16 protein-coding genes and 2 riboswitches are annotated in these 17,501 nt (G+C 66.6%); of the genes, 10 read left to right on the forward strand and 6 right to left on the reverse strand.

Annotation, left to right across the window (positions count from 1 at the left end):
* Positions 1-47: 47 nt before the first annotated feature.
* From IAG39_RS11490 to nadB, 3 genes are all read left to right on the forward strand, one after another.
* Positions 48-836, forward strand: coding sequence for a PhzF family phenazine biosynthesis protein (locus tag IAG39_RS11490; RefSeq protein ID WP_118934728.1), 789 nt, complete (start codon positions 48-50; stop codon positions 834-836).
* A gap of 146 nt (positions 837-982) precedes the next feature.
* Complete coding sequence (gene nadA / locus IAG39_RS11495; RefSeq protein WP_118934730.1) at positions 983-2,122, forward strand: quinolinate synthase NadA; 1,140 nt, start codon at positions 983-985, stop codon at positions 2,120-2,122.
* 20 nt (positions 2,123-2,142) lie between these two features.
* Entirely contained in the window at positions 2,143-3,705 is a 1,563-nt protein-coding gene (gene nadB, locus IAG39_RS11500; RefSeq protein WP_118934732.1) for an L-aspartate oxidase, read from the forward strand.
* A 34-nt stretch (positions 3,706-3,739) separates the two neighbouring features.
* Here the strand turns inward: nadB and IAG39_RS11505 are convergent, their stop codons facing one another.
* Positions 3,740-4,594 carry a helix-turn-helix domain-containing protein gene (locus tag IAG39_RS11505; protein WP_059372584.1) on the reverse strand — a complete coding sequence of 285 codons (855 nt, stop codon included), beginning with the start codon at positions 4,592-4,594 and terminating at the stop codon, positions 3,740-3,742.
* Positions 4,595-4,852: 258 nt separating this feature from the next.
* Between IAG39_RS11505 and IAG39_RS11510 the strand changes: the two genes are divergently transcribed.
* On the forward strand, positions 4,853-5,635 hold the full coding sequence (locus IAG39_RS11510; RefSeq protein WP_118934733.1) for an alpha/beta fold hydrolase: 783 nt from the start codon (positions 4,853-4,855) through the stop codon (positions 5,633-5,635).
* Positions 5,636-5,701: 66 nt separating this feature from the next.
* Positions 5,702-7,009: a metal-dependent hydrolase family protein gene (locus IAG39_RS11515; protein WP_118934735.1), complete on the forward strand. Its 1,308-nt coding sequence runs from the start codon at positions 5,702-5,704 to the stop codon at positions 7,007-7,009.
* Positions 7,010-7,150: 141 nt separating this feature from the next.
* On the opposite strand, the gene IAG39_RS11520 is transcribed toward IAG39_RS11515, so the two are convergent.
* Both IAG39_RS11520 and IAG39_RS11525 read right to left on the reverse strand, forming a co-directional pair.
* Positions 7,151-7,333, reverse strand: a complete 183-nt coding sequence (locus tag IAG39_RS11520; RefSeq protein WP_124260413.1) for a hypothetical protein — start codon at positions 7,331-7,333, stop codon at positions 7,151-7,153.
* A 150-nt stretch (positions 7,334-7,483) separates the two neighbouring features.
* Positions 7,484-8,713 (reverse strand): D-amino acid dehydrogenase, encoded by a 1,230-nt coding sequence (locus tag IAG39_RS11525; protein ID WP_118934737.1) that lies wholly within the window; start codon positions 8,711-8,713, stop codon positions 7,484-7,486.
* A gap of 44 nt (positions 8,714-8,757) precedes the next feature.
* Positions 8,758-8,849, reverse strand: a riboswitch (glycine riboswitch).
* Between the two features lies 1 nt (position 8,850).
* Positions 8,851-8,942: riboswitch (glycine riboswitch) on the reverse strand.
* 128 nt (positions 8,943-9,070) lie between these two features.
* Between IAG39_RS11525 and ampC the strand changes: the two genes are divergently transcribed.
* On the forward strand, positions 9,071-10,231 hold the full coding sequence (gene ampC / locus IAG39_RS11530) for a class C beta-lactamase (protein WP_410469176.1): 1,161 nt from the start codon (positions 9,071-9,073) through the stop codon (positions 10,229-10,231).
* A gap of 17 nt (positions 10,232-10,248) precedes the next feature.
* Here the strand turns inward: ampC and IAG39_RS11535 are convergent, their stop codons facing one another.
* From IAG39_RS11535 to IAG39_RS11545, 3 genes are all read right to left on the reverse strand, one after another.
* Positions 10,249-11,244 (reverse strand): 3-hydroxybutyryl-CoA dehydrogenase, encoded by a 996-nt coding sequence (locus tag IAG39_RS11535; RefSeq protein WP_118934741.1) that lies wholly within the window; start codon positions 11,242-11,244, stop codon positions 10,249-10,251.
* A gap of 16 nt (positions 11,245-11,260) precedes the next feature.
* Positions 11,261-12,358 (reverse strand): NAD/NADP-dependent octopine/nopaline dehydrogenase family protein, encoded by a 1,098-nt coding sequence (locus IAG39_RS11540; protein WP_118934743.1) that lies wholly within the window; start codon positions 12,356-12,358, stop codon positions 11,261-11,263.
* A 131-nt stretch (positions 12,359-12,489) separates the two neighbouring features.
* Positions 12,490-13,473, reverse strand: a complete 984-nt coding sequence (locus IAG39_RS11545; RefSeq protein WP_118934745.1) for an AraC family transcriptional regulator — start codon at positions 13,471-13,473, stop codon at positions 12,490-12,492.
* A 149-nt stretch (positions 13,474-13,622) separates the two neighbouring features.
* On the opposite strand from IAG39_RS11545, the gene IAG39_RS11550 reads away from it, so the two are divergent.
* The 4 genes from IAG39_RS11550 (at position 13,623) to IAG39_RS11565 (ending at position 17,496) form a co-directional block, all read left to right on the forward strand.
* Positions 13,623-14,999 carry a spinster family MFS transporter gene (locus tag IAG39_RS11550; protein ID WP_118934747.1) on the forward strand — a complete coding sequence of 459 codons (1,377 nt, stop codon included), beginning with the start codon at positions 13,623-13,625 and terminating at the stop codon, positions 14,997-14,999.
* 146 nt (positions 15,000-15,145) lie between these two features.
* Positions 15,146-16,006 carry a DUF2242 domain-containing protein gene (locus IAG39_RS11555; RefSeq protein WP_118934749.1) on the forward strand — a complete coding sequence of 287 codons (861 nt, stop codon included), beginning with the start codon at positions 15,146-15,148 and terminating at the stop codon, positions 16,004-16,006.
* A gap of 93 nt (positions 16,007-16,099) precedes the next feature.
* Positions 16,100-16,525: a CopD family protein gene (locus IAG39_RS11560; RefSeq protein WP_118934751.1), complete on the forward strand. Its 426-nt coding sequence runs from the start codon at positions 16,100-16,102 to the stop codon at positions 16,523-16,525.
* A gap of 155 nt (positions 16,526-16,680) precedes the next feature.
* The gene (locus tag IAG39_RS11565; protein WP_054452716.1) at positions 16,681-17,496 is read left to right on the forward strand and encodes a MetQ/NlpA family ABC transporter substrate-binding protein; all 816 of its coding nucleotides are present in this window, start codon (positions 16,681-16,683) and stop codon (positions 17,494-17,496) included.
* Positions 17,497-17,501: the final 5 nt, after the last annotated feature.

Genomic DNA, 17,501 nt, shown 5'->3' on the forward strand with positions numbered 1-17,501 from the left:
CGGCTCGCGTTCCGACGCGCAACCTCAGCCATCAACCAGGACCCGCCATGCCGCAACTCGACATCTATCAGGTAGACGCCTTCACTGCCGCGCCTTTCGGCGGCAACCCCGCAGCGGTCGTGCCGCTGCAGGCCTGGCTGCCGGACGAAACGCTGCAACGCATCGCAGAAGAAAACAACCTGTCCGAAACCGCCTACTTCGTGCGCAAGGGCGATGTCCACGAGCTGCGCTGGTTCACGCCCGCGGTGGAGGTGGACCTGTGCGGCCATGCCACGCTGGCGTCGGCCTGGGTGCTGTTCGAACAGCTGGGCGCAACGGAAGACGTGCTGCGCTTTGCCACGCGCAGCGGCGAACTGCAGGTGCGTCGCGCGGGCGACAGGCTGGCGATGGATTTTCCGGCCAAGCGGCCCGAAGCGCAGCCGATCCCGCCGGGCCTGCTGCAGGCGCTGGGCCTGCCGGGCGCGCAGGCGTTCTACAAGACGGACGACTATCTGGTGGTGATCGACGATGAATCGCGCATCGATGCCCTGAAGCCGGACTTCGCCGCGCTCGCGGGCTTCGACACGCGCGGGGTGGCGGTGACGGCGCCGTCGGCGCAATTCGATTTCGTGACACGCTGGTTCGGGCCGCGGGTGGGCGTGAACGAGGATCCGGTGACCGGCTCGGCGCACACCTCGTTGGCGCCGTACTGGGCCCAACGCCTGGGCAAGCGCAGCCTGAGCGCGCAGCAGGGCGGGGCGCGCAAGGGGCAGTTGCAATGCGAGGTGCTGGATAACGGCCGGGTGATCATCAGCGGCCAGGCGGCGTTGTACCTGCGCGGCACGATCTTCATCTGAGGCCGGGCGGGGCGCAGCCCCGGCTCGCGGCGGCGTAACAAAAGAGACGTTGACACGGTTTATGCTCAACACTAGCATAAACCGTGCTCTTTTTTTGCCCAATAAATGCTCAATATGAGCATAAAATCTCGCGAGGAGACGCCTCCATGGACACCCCCAATCGCCGGTACGTCGAATTCGATCTGCCTGCCACACCGAGCTGCCCCAGCGCCGTCGGCCAGGCCTGGGCCCGCGTGCCCGAACCCTTGCCAGCCAGCGAACGCGCCGCCTGCGTGGCGCGCATACGCGAACTGCTGGCGCGGGAGCGCGCCGTGCTGGTCGCGCACTATTACGTCGATGCGGAGTTGCAGGAACTGGCCGAACAGACCGGCGGCTGCGTCGGCGACTCGCTGGAGATGGCGCGCTTCGGCCGCGACCATGAGGCCCGCACGCTGGTGGTGGCCGGCGTGCGCTTCATGGGCGAGACCGCCAAGATCCTGAGCCCGGACAAGCGCATCCTGATGCCGGACCTCGACGCCACCTGCTCGCTGGACCTGGGCTGTCCGGCCGCCGATTTCGCCGCCTGGTGCGATGCCCATCCGGACCGGACGGTGGTGGTCTACGCCAATACCAGCGCTGAAGTGAAGGCGCGCGCGGACTGGGTCGTGACCTCGTCGATCGCGCTGGACGTAATCGCCGACCTGCATGCGCGCGGCGAGAAAATCCTGTGGGCGCCGGACCGCCATCTGGGCGACTACGTGCAACGCCAGACCGGCGCCGACATGCTGCTGTGGCAGGGGTCCTGCCTGGTACATGACGAGTTCAAGGGCACCGAACTGGAACTGCTTCGCGCCGAGCACCCGCAAGCCAAGGTGCTGGCGCATCCGGAATCGCCCGCCGCCGTGCTGGCGCAGGCCGACGTGGTGGGCTCGACCACGCAGCTGATCGATGCCGCGCGCAAGTTCGACGCGGAGCTGCTGATCGTCGCGACCGACCAGGGCATCCTGCACAAGATGCGCGCCGCAGCGCCCGGCAAGACCTTCCTGGCCGCGCCCACCGCGGGCAACAGCGCCAGTTGCAAGAGCTGCGCGCATTGCCCCTGGATGGCCATGAATGCCCTGGGCAACCTGGCCGGGACGCTGGAGCATGGTCGCAACGAAATCACACTGGACCCCGCGCTGGGCCTGCGTGCCAAGGCGCCGATCGACCGCATGCTGGACTTCGCGGAACGGCGCAAGCGCCGCGTGCAGGCCAGCGGCGACTTCGCGCGCGACACGGCGCTGTATGCCAGCGTCGGGCCGGCCTAGGGACTAGCGGAGGTCCGCTCATGGAATTCGACGTCATCATCATCGGCAGCGGCCTGGCCGGCATGGCCGCGGCGCTGGAACTGGCCCCGCGCAAACGGGTCGCCCTCGTGTCCAAGGGCGAACTGCGCGACAGCGCCAGCAACCGCGCCCAGGGGGGCATTGCCGCGCCGCTGGGCGCCGACGACAGCATCGAGGCGCACGTCAACGATACCCTGGTCGCGGGCGCCGGCCTGTGCGATCTGCCGGCCACGCGGAACATCATTTCCCGGGCCTGCGGCGCGATAGCCTGGCTGCAGGAGCAGGGCGTCGCGTTCACGCCGGAGCTCGGCGGATTGCATCTGACGCGTGAAGGCGGGCACGGCCTGCGCCGTATCGCGCACGCGGCGGACGCGACCGGCAGCGCCATCGTCGCGGCCCTGGAGGACCGCGTGCGGCGGCAAGCCGGCATCACGTTGCTGCAGGCGCATTGCGCCGTGGACCTGATCCTGGACGGCGCCGCAGGTACGGCTGCGGCGCGTTGCCGCGGCGTGCGCCTGCTGGACCTGCGCAGCGGACGGATTTTCGATGCGTCCGCCAGCCATGTCGTGCTGGCCACGGGCGGCGCGGGGCAGGCATACCAGACGACTACCGCGCCGCCGGCCGCGACCGGCGACGGCATCGCCATGGCCTGGCGCGCGGGCTGCCGGATCGCCAACATGGAGTTCACGCAATTCCATCCTACCGGCCTGCACCATGCGCAAGCGGGAGGATTCCTCATTTCCGAGGCGGTGCGCGGCGAGGGCGGCATACTGCGCCTGCCCGATGGCGCGCGCTTCATGCCGGCCTACGATGCCCGCGCCGAGTTGGCGCCGCGCGATATCGTCGCCCGCGCGATCCAGGGCGAAATGGAACGCCATGGACTGGAGTGCGTGTACCTGGATATCAGTCACCAATCGCCGGGATTCCTGCAGGAACATTTTCCTACCATCCAGGCGCGCTGCCTGGCGCTGGGCATCGACATCACGACGACTCCCATCCCGGTTGCGCCCTCCGCGCATTACACCTGCGGCGGCATCGTTGCCGACCAGGCCGGACGCAGCAATCTGTCCGGTTTGTACGCGGTGGGCGAAGCCGCCTGCACCGGACTGCACGGCGCCAACCGCCTGGCCAGCAATTCGCTGCTGGAGTGCGTGGTGACGGGACGGGCTGCCGCGCAAGACATCTTGGGCCAGGTGCCGGCCGATGTTCCCCATCGAACTCCGGCTGCCGACGCAACCGCCGTGCCGGCGTCGCCCGATCTGGCGCGGCTGCGGCGCGACCTGCGCCAGTTGATGAGCCGGGACGTGGGCGTGCTGCGCAGCGATGCCTCGCTGGCGCGCGCGGCCGCATTCATCGGTCCGTTGCGAGCAGAGACGGACGCGCGGTTGCTGCGCGAGGGCTTGAGCCTGGAATTGCTGGAGCTGCGCAACCTCGCCCTGGCGGCTGATCTCATCGTGCGGGCGGCGAGTGCGCGCGGTGAGAGCAGGGGGGCGCATTTCAACCGGGACCGGCCTGGCTCGGACGCCGTGGATTTGCGGCCGCGCGCGCCTGCCGCAACCGCGTAGGCGCGGGCAGGGCAGTTTCCGGCCGGCCGGCGGCTCAGGAAACCCCGGTCAGCAGATGCTGCGCGGCGCCCGTCGCCGCGCGCCTGAAACGCGACGGCGACACGCCCATGTGCTCGCGGAAGAAGCGGGAGAAATTGCCGGGCGTGGAGAAGCCCAGGTCCAGCGCCACGGAGGTCAGGGGCTGCTCCTGGTGCACCAGCAGGCGCACGGCTTCTTCGACGCGCACGGCGCTCCAGAAGACTTGCGGCGTGGTATTGAGCTGATCGCGGAACAGCGCGAAGAAATGGCCGCGCGACAGTCCCACGCGGCTGGCGACCTCTTCCGCCGTGATCGGTTCATGGGCGTGCTCGCGCATGTAGGCGATCGCCGCGCGCAGCCGGCGGTCCAGCGCCGGCGCCGCGGGCATCTGGTTGCGCGGGCGATCCGGCTCGATGGACGATTCGATCGCCGCTTGCAGCAGGGCCTCGACCTCGGCATCCAGGTCCGCGCCGGGGTGGTCCTGCGGCGCCACGATCTTGTGCAGCAAGCGCCAACAGCCCTGGCGCACCGCCGCGTCGATGGGCACGCCCGGCGCCGCGAAGTGGAAGGGGCGGCCCGTGGCGGCGCGCCGTTCGTCCAGCCAGGGCTTGGCGATGTAGAGCACCAGGAAAATGGCCGGGCCCGACCGTTCAAGCAGCCTGGCGTCGTGCGATTCGTACGTATTGGTGCCTAGCGCCAGATGTTCGCTGTAGGGGACCGGAGTCTGGCCGACATGGCCCTGCACGCGCGCGCCGCCCAGCCACAGGGCCAGCTGCACTTCCGCATGCGCGTGCGCGATCAGGTCGTCGCGCAGTTCCAGCACGACGGCGCGGCCGAACGCGCCTTCGTGCAAGGCGTAGGTCTCCTGCATCTCTGTCTCCCGTTTTTCTTATCGCCTCGCCGCGCAAGCCTGGGCTTGCGTGCGGGCGGGTGCGGCGCTCCGGGAATTTTATGGGCGTTTGCGCGCTTCTCCACGCTAGGTGTATTCACTAGGCACAAAATCTGACTCTGCGATAAGTCCGCGCACCCGGCGATAAGCGCGCCGCCGCCTGCGCCGATACAGTCCTGAAAAATCGTCGGCGCAATGCCGATGCAGACAGCGACTGTTCAGATAAAGGGAGACGGCGGCATGAGCACGCAACACGTCAACGGCATGGCCGTGGAGATCGACGGCGAGGGGCCGGCACTGTTGTGCATACACGGCCTGGGCGGTTCCTCGAATACCTGGACGCCCGTCATGGGCGCCTTCGACGGCTTTCGCGTGATCCGTCCCGACCTGCCGGGCAGCGCGCGCTCGGCGTTGGGCGAAAAGCGCCTGTCCATCGCCGCCTATGTGGACGCATTGGCCGGACTGCTGGACGTACTGGACGTAGATGCGGCGCACATCGCCGCGCATTCGCTGGGTACCGTGGTCGCCCAGCATCTTGCCGTGACGCATCCGGGCAGGGTCAAGTCGCTGGCCTTGTTCGGCCCGCTGGCCGCGCCGCCGGACGCGGGGCGGCCCGGCATCCGTGCGCGGGCGCAGCTTGCCCGCGGTGGCGACGCGGCCATGCAGGAGATCGCTGACGCCATCGTCAAGGCCGCGACCAGCGCCCAGACCAGGCAGGATCAGCCCGCCGTGCTGGCGCTGGTGCGCGAGAGCGTGATGCGCCAGCCGCCGGAAGGCTATGCGCAGAGCTGCGAGGCGCTGGCGGATGCGCAGCCGGCCGCCGCGGAAGCGATAGGCGTACCGACTGTCCTGATTACCGGCGACCAGGACGGCGTGGCGCCGCCCGCCAACGTTGACGCCCTGGCCGCGCGCATCGCTGGCAGCCGCCGCATCGTGCTGGACGGATGCGGCCACTGGACCACCTACGAAAAGCCCCAAGCCTGCATGCAGGCCCTGCGGGAGTTCCACGCGGCGCTGCGCTAGGCCACGTTTTCCTGGCGTTTCAACATAAGAAATCGGCCCCTCGACGCGGGCCGGAGGAGACCTGTCATGTCCAGAATTGCCATTACCAATGTCGCCATCTTCGATGGCAGCGGCATGGAACCCTTTCAAGGCGAAGTGTTGATCGATGGCGCGCGCATCGCGCAGGTCGCGCGCGCGCCTGAGCAGGTGAGCCGGGAGGGCGCGCGCCTCATCGACGGGCGCGGCCGCTTCCTGATGCCCGGCATGACGGAAGCGCACACGCATTTCTCCTGGAACGACCAGCCCACGCTGGCGGCGATCCAGTTCATGCCGCCGGAGGAGCACATTCTCTGGTGCGTGCGCGTGGCCAAACGCTATCTGGAAATGGGCTGGACCTCGGCCATCGGCGCGGCCGCGGCCAAGCCGCGCCTGGACGTGGTGCTGCGTAACGCCATCAACGCCGGCGAATGCCCGGGGCCGCGTTACCTGGCGGGCAGCCAGGAGATCACCACCATAGGCGCGCTGGGCGACAACTCGCTGCCGCACATGCCGTTCGACGAGCTTAGCTTCGGCAGCGTGTGCTGTGGCCCTGAAGAGATCCGGCGCTCGGCGCGCACCTTCATCAAATACGGTGTCGATCACCTGAAGATAAATCTGTCCGGCGAGTACATCGCCGGGCTGCCGGCCGAGATGTCGCCGTTCGCAGAAGACGAGATCGCCATGCTGGCGAACGAGGCCAAGCGCTATGGCAAGCGCGTCGCGGCGCACGCGCGCTCCAGCGAGTCGGTCAAGCAATGCGTGCGCCACGGCATCGAGATGATCTACCACGCCAGCTTTGCCGATGAAGAGGCGCTCGACATGCTGGAAGCCAGGAAAGACAGCCACTTCGTCGCGCCGGGCATAGGCTGGCTGATCAGGACGGCCTTCAACGCGTCCGAGTACGGCATCACGCCCGCCATCGCCGAGCAGATGGGCTACAAGCGCGAACTGGAAATCGCCTCGGAGTCGCTGCGCAAGATGCACAAGCGGGGCATCCGCATCCTGCCCGGCGGCGACTACGGCTTTGCCTGGATGCCGCACGGCACCAACGCCCGCGACCTGCAATACTTCGTGGACTACATCGGCATGACCCCGACCGAAGCGCTGGTGTCCGCCACTCGGCTGGGCGGCGAGATCATGCAACGACCGCAGGAATTGGGCATGCTGCGTCCCGGCTATCTGGCGGACGTGGTCATGGTCGACGGGGATCCGCTGAAGGATCTGTCGCTGCTGGTGGATCCGGAGAGGATCTTGCTGGTTGTGAAGGATGGGGAGGTGTGCAAGGACAGTCTCCGGCACGATGCGGACGCGGAACTGCTGACTGCCGAAGACAGGGATGCGGCCTTAGTACATTGACCGACGCGGCGTTACACACACAAGGAGTTGGAGCGCGCAGCGTCGGGACCTGAGCATTCGTAGCGAGCTTGCATTATTGAGCTTGCAGATCAATTTCCGCGAACAGATTCACCACGGGCGGAAGAAATGCAATCGGGAGTGTCATTCCTCGGCATCTTTGTCCATTGCTTCAAATTGGGCAAAGACGTGGCCCGCAGGAATGACGTTTCCCTGCGATATTTCGCGCCGGCCTCGATCGATTAGCTTGAGCAGGGCATAGGCTTCCGCCTTATCCCCGCTGCGATTGCAGTATGGAATCGCCTGGTCTTGATGCGAGCGTTTCACGGCATGGGCCTCCAGTGCAAGTACCGACAGGTGCAACTGTAGACTGGAGTTCACTTATCCGCCGGCTTTTCTCCCATTATTCGGACAGAAAGTAGGCGAAGCGGTACGAGCAAACCTGGTTGCATCAATGCTGGGTTTGCTCGCCTCAACTCAAGCCTCTCCCACCCCCTCCCTCACGCTAGCCGCCAGCATCTGCGCCGTCGCCGCCGACAAGGTCCAGCCCAGATGCCCATGCCCCGTGTTGTAGAACACGCCGGGCCGCCTGCCCGGACCCACGCGGGGCATCATGCTCGGGGTCATGGGGCGCAGCCCGCACCACGGCACCACGCGCGAAGTTCGGATGCCGGGGAAGTGCTTGCGGGTCCAGTCCACCAGCGGCTGCACGCGTTCGGCGCGGATGTCCATGTTGAAGCCGTTGAACTCGGCCGTGCCGGCCACGCGGAAGCGGTCGCCGAGGCGGCTGGTGACGATCTTGGCGGCTTCGTCCAGCAGGCTGACGTGCGGTGCGGCCGCCTGGCTGGCGGCGTCGTCCAGGTGCACGCTGATGGAATAGCCCTTGACCGGGTAGATGTTGAGCGTGTCGCCCAGCTGCCTGGCGAACTGCCGGCTGACGGCGCCGGCGCAGACGACGATGGCGTCGGCCTCGTGCTGCTCGCGGCGCGCGCCGCCCTCGCGCGCGACGTCGAGCACGTAGGGCGCGCCGTCCACGCTGATGTTGCGGATGTCGGCGTCCTGCGCGAAGCGCACGCCGCGGCGCTCGCAGGCGCGGGCCAGGCCGCTGGTGAACTTGTGGATGTCGCCGGTGGCGTCCGAGGGCGTGTAGAAGCCGCCATGGCAAGGGGTTTGCAGCGTGGGTTCGATGCTGCGCGCTTCCTCGGGCGACACCGCGTAGCGCTCCAGCCCGCCTTCCTGCAGCAGCGCATTGGCGCGGCGCGCGGTCTCGAAGCTGGTGGCGTCGTGGTAGATATGCAGGATGCCGCGGCGCTCCAGGTCGAAATCTATGCCTTCTTCTTCCGCCATGGCGTACAGGTGCTGGCGCGCGGCAATGGCAAGCCGCGTGGTCTCGATGGTGTTGCGGCGGTAGTTGCGGATCTGTCCGATGAACTGCGCCAGCCAGGAGTACTTGTGCCAGCTGAAGCGGGGATTGAGCAGCAGCGGCGCGTTGTGGCGGCCGAGCCAGCGCAGGCCTTTCATGATGGTGGCGGTGCTGTTCCAGACCTCGGCGTTGCTGGCCGACAACTGGCCGCCGTTGGCGTAGGAAGTCTCCATGGCCGGATAGCGCTGGCGGTCGTAGACGGTGACGTGGTATCCCAGTTTGCTCAGGGCATAGGCGGACGTGACGCCGGTGATACCGGCGCCAATGATGGCGATGCGGGGCATGATGGCTCCAGATTGAGTGGCCGCGGCCACCCGGCCGCAGCACCCCATCTGTCTCTGTACCTGAGAGCTTCACCCGCGGCGCAGGCGGCGGCGGGTTCCCCTTCGGTGGGCGCAATCCGCGCCTCTCTCCAGATTGTCTAGACCGCGCAGTCCTGTTTGCCTGAGAGTTTCCGGGGCGGTTGCTCCGTCGGCGCCTGCCGCGGGGGCAGGTCTCTTCTGCGGGGTTTTGGATCGACGAGGCGAGGATAGCCAAAATCCCCCAAAATGAGACCAAGGGTTAGTACCAATAAGGCGCCGCGCCGCGTTACGATGCTTGCGCGCCGCCGTCGCGGCGCCACCGATCCGACACGACAGGGAATGACGAGAATGCGCTTGAACAGCATGCTGCGCACGGGATTGTTTACGCTGATGGCCGCAGGCTGCGGGCTGGCGCAGGCCGGACAGGCGGAGACCGACAGCAAGGTCGACGAGGCGGTCCAGGCCGTCATGCGCGAACATGGCATTGCGGGAATGTCGATCGCCGTGACCCGCAACGGGACGCAACATTTCTACAACTATGGCGTGGCATCCAGGCAAACCGGCAGGCGGGCCGACAGCGACACGCTGTACGAGATCGGCTCCATCAGCAAGACCTACACGGCAACCCTGGCAACCTACGCACAGGCGCGCGGCCGCCTGGCGCTGAGCGACAGCCCGGCCAAGTATCTGCCCGAGCTCGCCGGCAGCGACTTCGCCAAACTGAGCCTGATCAACCTGGGGACGCACACGACCGGCGGCTTTCCCTTGCAGGTGCCCGACGCGGTCACGAACCAGGCGCAGATGATGGCTTACCTCAAGGCCTGGAAGCCCGAGCATGCCGCTGGCACGTATCGCACCTACGCCAACCCCAGCATCGGCATGCTGGGCGTGGTTGCGGCCAAGAGCCTGAACCGGCCGTTCAAGGCGGCCATGGAGCGGGACCTGTTTCCCAAGCTGGGCCTGACCAGCACCTACATCGACGTGCCGGCCGCCAGGATGGCGGACTACGCGCAGGGCTACAACAAGCAGGATGCGCCCGTGCGCGTGAATCCGGGCGTGCTGGCCGACGAAGCCTATGGCGTGAAGACCAGCGCGCGCGACCTGATCCGCTTCGTCGACGCGAACATGGGCTTGAACCTCGCGGATGCCGAACTGCGCGGCGCGATTGCGCAGACGCACGTCGGCTATTACCAGCTGGGCGACATGACCCAGGACCTGGCCTGGGAGCAATTGCGCTATCCGGCGACGCTGGACGCGTTGCTGACGGCCAATGCCGGCAACTACAACAGCCAGAGCCAGCCCGTGACCGCATTGAACCCGCCGCTGCCGCCGCAGGAGGCCGTGTGGATCAACAAGACGGGTTCGACCAACGGCTTCGGCGGCTATGTGGCATTCGTGCCGTCGAAGAAGCTGGGCATCGTGATACTGGCCAACCGCAACTATCCGAACGAGGCCAGGGTCCGGCTGGCGTACCGGATCCTGGGCGAATTGGAAAAGTAGGCGCGCAGGCCGGCGCGCTATCGCGCGGGCGGCTGCCTTGCCGCGTTGTGGCGGGGCAACAGGTCCATCACTTCCAGACGCTTGCACAATTGCGCCAGCCGCTCCATCTTGTAGGCATTTACGTCCATGCCGGCGTAGTCATAGAAGCCCTGGCCGTCGCGCAGCCCGTTGCGCCCTTGTTCCATGTTGCTGGCGATGACGGCAGGCGAGGCGAAGCGCGGATCGATGGCATCGGCGAGGTAGCGCGAGGCGTAGTAGAGGATGTCGCCGCCGCCCCAGTCGATGAACTCCAGCAGCCCCAGAACCGAAAACCGCAGGCCGAAGCCCAGGCGCACGGCCGTGTCGATGTCTTCGGCGCTGGCCACGCCTTCCTCCACCATGCGGGCCGCTTCGTTCATGGCCAGGGCCTGGATGCGGGGCACGATGTAGCCGGCAGCGGGGGCGCACTGCACGGGCTTCTTGCCCGCCAGGCGCAGCGCTGCCAGCAGCCCTTGCGTCGCGGCCTCGCTGGTCTGGGGGCCGCGGCTCACTTCCACCAGCGGTATCAGGTAGGCGGGGTTGAGCCAGTGCGCGTTCAGGAAGCGCTGCGGACCTTGCACCAGCTCCGCCAGTTCGGTGACCAGAAAGGTGGACGTGGTGGACGCGATGATGCTGTCCGGCGCGCAGGCCGCTCCCAACCACAGAAAGGCATCGCGCTTGGCGTCCAGGCGTTCAGGCACGGCTTCGAACACCACGCGCGCCTGCCGCAGATCTGCTTCGGCATCCTCGCGCGTGCATAGGCGGATGCGCGCCAGCGCCACCTCTGCCTGCGCGGCATCGAGCAAGCCCAGCCTGCACAGGATGCCGAGTTCGCGGCGCAGATCGTCCCGCACGCGTGCGAAGTAATCGGCCTGCTCGGCGGGCGGGCGCGGCTTGATGTCTATCAGCGTGACGTCCAGTCCGGCATGGATGTATGACAGCGTGATGCCCACGCCCATGCGGCCGGCGCCGATTACGCAGAGTCTTTCGTTCATGGCTTGCATCTCCGTGTCAGCAGCCTTTGGCCAGAAGCTGGCGCATGTCCGCGCGCGACAGGCGGTCCAGGCCCAGGCGTTCGAACGTGCGTCCTTCGGCGTAAAGGTCGCGTCCCGTGACCGCGCTGGCCAGGCTCAGCAGGCCTTGTGCGACAGGCGTCGGCACGCCCGCCCAGCGGCCGGCGGACACCAGGAATGACAGGCCAAGCCGCGTGTCCTCCAGCATGTAGCGGTGCGTGTGCAGGTCTATGTCCTCGCGCCAGTCGCCGCTGTCGGTGAGCCTGCCATGGGCGCCGCGGCCGTACATCCATTCATCGCCTTCGGCGGCATAGTGGTCGGCCAACGGGAAGTGCGGCGCGGCATAGCCCAGGGCCACGCGGATGGCGATGCGCTCCGCGTCCAGCGCGTCGGTCACGCGCCGTATGGAGGCCTGGGTGCCTTCGTTGTGGATGTCCCATTTGTCGAAGTGTTCCAGCGGCCCTGCATTCATCATGATGAGCGGCGGATGGATGATGGGGCCGGCGTTCATCAGCGCGCCCGAAAGCCCGTCCTCTATCGGTTCGATGCTGGGGTAGGCGCGATGGATCACGGCCAGCGCCTGCTCCGACAGCCGTCGCGGAAAGACGCCGGTGGGCAGGCGGGTGGCGTAGCCGCTGATCACGACTTTTTCGCCATGTTTGCGGGCCAGGTAGGGCAGGGTGCCGGTCTCGGCGAAGGCCGTGTTCGCGGCATTTCCTGCTTCTTTCATGGCGCGGGCGAAGACGTAGCAGCCGAAGGTGCCCGGCGGCAGGAACACAACCTGGCCGTCGCGCAGCAGCGGCGCCAATTCCCGGGCCAGCGCTTCGTGGGTGGTGGAAGGCAGGGGAATGACCAGCAGCTCCGCATTCTCCACGGCAGTGGCCAGGTCGCGCACCAGCTGCAACTGGCGGGGGCCGTCGCCCAGCGGAATCTGGCGGCTGCCGCGATAGTCGGTGACCGTCAGCGCGGCCGCATCCCGCAAGTCCTGGAAGGCCGTCCAGTCCCGGCGCCACCAGCGCACGTGATGGCCTTTCTCGAACAGCTCGGCCGCTGCCGCGTAGCAGCCGTGGCCGCCGCCTATGACGCTGATTCTCATGGTCAAGCTCCGTCTGATGGAGCCTTGATCCTAGCGGCGGCGCGCTGGCGGGGCTGCGCCGAACGCGCAAGCGGCGTTCCGATCCGGCAAGCGAATCCTGGCGCTGCCGTGCAACGCCTAATGCCTAATGCCTAATGCCTGCTTTGGCGCAGGGTGTCCGACGGCAGGCAGCCGTAGCGCTTGCGATAGTGGGTGGCGAAATGCCCGAAGCTGGAAATGCCGTGCCGCAGCAGGATGTCGGTGACGCTGTCGCCTTCGCCGGCTTGCGCAAGCGCCGCGTGCACCTGGGCCAGCCGCTGGTTGCGCACGTAGTCGCTGGGACTCTGCTTCAGGAACTGCGAGAAGCCGTTTTGCAGCGTGCGCACGGAGACGCCGCAGTGGGCCGCCAGGTCCGTCAGCGATAGCGGCTGGTCCAGATGGCTTTCTATGTAATCGCGCGCGCGCCGCACATGCAGGGGCAGCGGTTGGCGGCGGTCTGCCTGCAAGGCCTCGGAGTAGTTGTGCGGCAGCTGGGTCAGCAGCAGCGTCAGCAGGTAGTCTGAAAAGCCGGCGGCCAGCGTTTGCGTGACGCCTTCGATGGCGGGATGGCGGTACAGCCGGCACAGATAGTCCAGCGTTTCGCGCACTGCCACCGGTCCGGGCGCGTCGGCATCCATTTGCAGGTCGAACACCAGCGCCTGTTTGGCGGGGCGCTCGAGCAGCCGCTGCAGCTGGCGTTCCAGCGCCTCGCGCTCGATGCGCAGGATCAGGTTGCGGCAGTCGCGGCCGATGCGGATCACGCTGCGCTCGGACGGCGAGGAAATGGTCAGGCTGCCCGCGTTCATCGACGCGCTGCGCTTGCCCAGCGTGATCAGCCCGGAGCCTTGCAGCGTGATGCGGATCAGGTAGTAGCTGGCGATGTCGCCGGCGTCGATCTCGACTTCCGCGCCATAGTGCAGGTCGAACAAGGCTGCGTTGCCGAAGAAGACGCCGTACAGGCGCGATTGCAGGGGTTTTCCCGGGGGAACGCACATGCGGTGCGACCATAGGTGCTGGCTGACCTGGTCCTTGATCTCGGCGATGTTGCCCGAGTCCAGCAAGCAATGGCGGTCCAGCGGATTGGTGTCGTTGAACATGCTTTCCTGCGCAGCGGGAACAGTCCTTGCGTCAGGCGTATAGAGGCTGGCTGCGCAAAGACCTACAAAAGATGGGCCTGCAAGCAAGTGAGACACAACCCGGCCCTTGGGCATGGGCAGATCTCACCACCATACAAGGGAAACAAACCATGACTGACGGCAGCCCGCGGCACGGATCAAAACCTAGCTACGCCTACGAGTGGTACGTCGTGGTGATATGCATGCTAGCGTACATATTTTCCTTCGTCGACAGGCAGATCCTGGCGCTGATGATCGAACCCATCAAGCACGACCTGCAGCTGTCCGACACGCAATTCAGCTTGCTGCACGGGCTGGCGTTTTCCTTGTTCTACGCCTTCATGGGCATACCGATAGCCTTGCTGGCGGATCGCTATTCGCGGCCCCGGATCATCGCGATCGGCGTGGCGTTCTGGAGCCTGGCCACGGCGGCCTGTGGCCTTTCGCGCAATTTCGCGCAGATGTTTCTCGCGCGGATCGGCGTGGGCGTGGGCGAGGCGGCGCTCTCGCCTGCCACGTACTCCATGCTCAGCGACATGTTCCCGCGCGAGAAGCTGGGGCGCGCCGTCGGCATCTATTCGATCGGCTCGTTCATCGGCGGCGGCATGGCGTTCCTGATCGGCGGCTACGTCATCAACCTGCTCAAGAGCGTGGATACGGTTGCCTTGCCGTGGATAGGCGCAATGCGGCCCTGGCAGGTGACCTTCTTCATTGTGGGATTGCCTGGCCTGCTGATTGCGCTGCTGATCCTGCTGACGGTGCGCGATCCGCAGCGGCTGGGCTTGCGGCGCAATGCCTCGGGGCAGGTGCAGAAGCCCGCCATGGAAGATACCTTCCGCTTCCTGGGGCGCCATCGCAGCACCTTCTTCTGCCACTACCTGGGCTTCTCGTTCTATGCGATGGTGCTGTTCGCACTGCTGGGCTGGACGCCGGCGTTCTACATGCGCAAGTTCGGCATGTCGCCCTCGGAAGCCGGCTACATGCTGGGCGTGGTGGTGCTGGTCGCCAATACCGCCGGGGTGTTCTGCGGCGGCTGGCTGATGGATTGGCTGGCCAAGCGGGGCTACAGCGATGCGCCGTTGCGCGCTGGCGTGATTGGCGCGGCCGGCATGGCCCTGCCTGCGGTGGTCTTCACCCAGGTCGATTCGCTGTGGTGGTCGGTGGGCTTGCTGCTGCCGGCCATGTTCTTCGCCTCGTTTCCGATGCCGACCTCGACCGCCGCGATGCAGATACTGCCGCCCAATCAGCTGCGCGCCCAGGTATCGGCGCTGTTCCTGCTGATCTCGAACCTGATCGGATTGGGCCTGGGCACCACCGCCGTGGCCATGCTGACGGACCGGCTGTTCAAGAACCCGGCAGCGGTAGGGCAGTCCATGTCGGTCCTGGTTGGCGTGGCCACGGTGTTGTGCATCGGCCTGCTGGCCGCGGGCTGCAAGCATTACCGGCGCAGCCTGAACCTGGAGGCGCAGGAGGCGCCGCCGCTCGCGCCTGCGCGCGTGTCGCCCTGAACGCGGCAGCCAGGGCTGCCCGGGCCGCGATGCGGCCCTTTTTTTAACTCTGTTACCTCTCCGTTGAACTGCACATTCCTCGTAAAAGAAATGGTGCCGGGGATGCGCTATAACGGACGCTTGACGCATTACTGTTCCCCCAATTCATGCCCCGTTTTTCCCGCAGTCCGTCGCTGGCCCTGTCCGTTGCCCTGGTGGGCGTCCTGGCGGGATGCTCATCCCCCAAGCCAGAGTTCGAAAAAGAAGACTTCACCCAGAACAACACTTACTCGCGCACCGTCGATGCGAGTAACGTCGCCGCCTGCGACGCGGGCCGCCGCGCCTTGCTGAGCCAGGGCTACAACATCGACAAGTTCGAGGGTTCGCGGGTCACGGGGCACAAGAATTTCCAGGACGAAAACGGCCAGCATACGCAGATTGCCTTCAACATCGAATGCGCCTCCGATGGCAGCGCGAATGAGCGCGCCACGGTGTTTGCCAACGCCGTGCAGGACCGCTATTCGATCAAGCGCACCAATAGCTCGGCCAGCGTGGGCGTGAGCGTGCTGGGCCAGGTGTCCATGCCGTTCGGGTCCAGCGACGATTCGCTGGTGAAGACGGGCAGCCAGACGGTTGCGCGGCCCAAGTTCTATGAAGGCTTCTTCCAGCTGCTACAGCGTTTCCTGCCGGACGCGCAGGCCGCCGCCGCGCCGCATGCGCCCGCAGGCGGCCGGGCCAAGGCGCAACCCAAGGCCGCGCCGGCCGAGCCGGCGGAATCTCCCGACAAGCCCGCCGATACCTTGAATCCGGCCGCGGCCAACGGCGGCAGCGAAACGCCGAAAACACCTGCCGCGGGAGGCTCCAGTTCGCCGGCCGCGCCCGCCGCTGCGGCTCCCGCGCCGACGGTGCCTGCACCCGCAGTTCCCGCGCCCGCATCTGCTGCCCCTGCATCTGCTGCCCCCGCATCCAGCGCGCCCGCATCGACTCCCGCGCCCGCCGCCCCGGCCAGCCCCGAGGCGGCCAAGTAAGGCTGCGTTGCCGGGCGCCGCTTGCCGTAGCGCAAACGGATACGCCGTGCCGATACACGGCGCGGTCCGCATCCGGCGATAATCGCGGTCATCATGACCTATCAACTCCTGAAAATGCTACACGTGGCGGCCGTGGTCGCCTGGCTGGGCGGATCGCTGTTCGTGTCCCTGTTCCTGCTGTCCTCGCAGCCGCAGGACAGTGAAGAAGCGCCCAAGGAACGCAAGATGCTGGGCGCCTTGCGCCGCTGGACGCTCTACGTGACCACGCCGGCCATGGTGCTCACGTGGCTGGTCGGCCTGCACCTGGCCATGACCTTCGGCTGGTTCGCCATGACCTGGATCTGGGTCAAGGTGGGCTTCGCGCTGGCGCTGTCGGCGCTGCTCGGCATCCAGAGCGCGGCATTGCGGCGCATGGCCAATGGCAGCGCCCAGCGTCCGCCGCTGGTGGATCTGTACGCGCCCTTCACCGTCATCGCGTCCGCGGCCATCGTGACGCTGGTGGTCGTCAAGCCCTTCTGATCCGCGCGGCGGGGCATGTGCCGGGACCATATGCCCAGCCGCCATAACCAAACGCCCCTGTAATAAGGACTCAACGAACTATTCGTTCGCCGGGTCCGTCCCCCTCCCTAGAATCGTTTCTCTCATAACCGCATAGCCTGAGAGGCGATTCCAACATGACTTCCCGTTTCTTCAAGCGCCTGCTGGGCGCGGTGCTGGCTTCGGCGGCAATGTTCCATGGCCCGGCTTTTTCGGCCGATCCCAAGCCGCTGAAGGTGGGCGTGCGCGGCGGCGTCGACGAGCAGATCTGGGAAGTGGTGGCCCAGGTCGCCAAGAAGAACGGCCTGGCGGTCGAGCCCGTGGTGATCACCGGCACCGCCAGCCCGAACGAGGCGCTCAACAACGGCGACCTGAACGCCAATGCCTTCCAGCACATTCCCTTCCTGAACGACCAGATCAAGCAGCGCGGCTACAAGCTCGTGTCCGTGGCCAACACGCTGATCTCGCCCATCGCGTTCTACTCCAGGAAGTACAAGTCGCTCAATGAGCTGCCCGAAGGCGCCCGCGTCGGCATTCCCAACGACCCCAGCAACCAGACGCGCGCGCTGGTCATCCTGCGCGACCAGGGCCTGATCACGCTGAAGGACGGGTTCGATCCGGCCACCGGCACGGCGACCTTGGCGGACGTGACCTCCAACCCCAAGAAGCTCAACTTCGTGGAAAGCGCATCCGTGGTGCTGGCGCGTTCGCTGCCGGACGTGGACACCGCGGCCATCGTCAACAGCTTCGCCTATCAGGCCGGGCTGATCGCCACGCGCGACGGCATCGCGGTGGAGAAGAAGGAAAACAATCCTTACGTCAACATCATCGCGGTGCGCGAACAGGACAAGAACGCGCCCTGGGTGCCTGAACTGGTCAAGGCCTATCACTCCGAGGAAGTGCGCCAGTTCATCCTGAGCAAGTACGAAGGCTCGGTGATTCCGGTTTTCTGAGATCG

It is taken from the genome of Achromobacter xylosoxidans (assembly GCF_014490035.1).
Taxonomy (GTDB): Bacteria; Pseudomonadota; Gammaproteobacteria; order Burkholderiales; family Burkholderiaceae_B; genus Achromobacter; species Achromobacter bronchisepticus_A.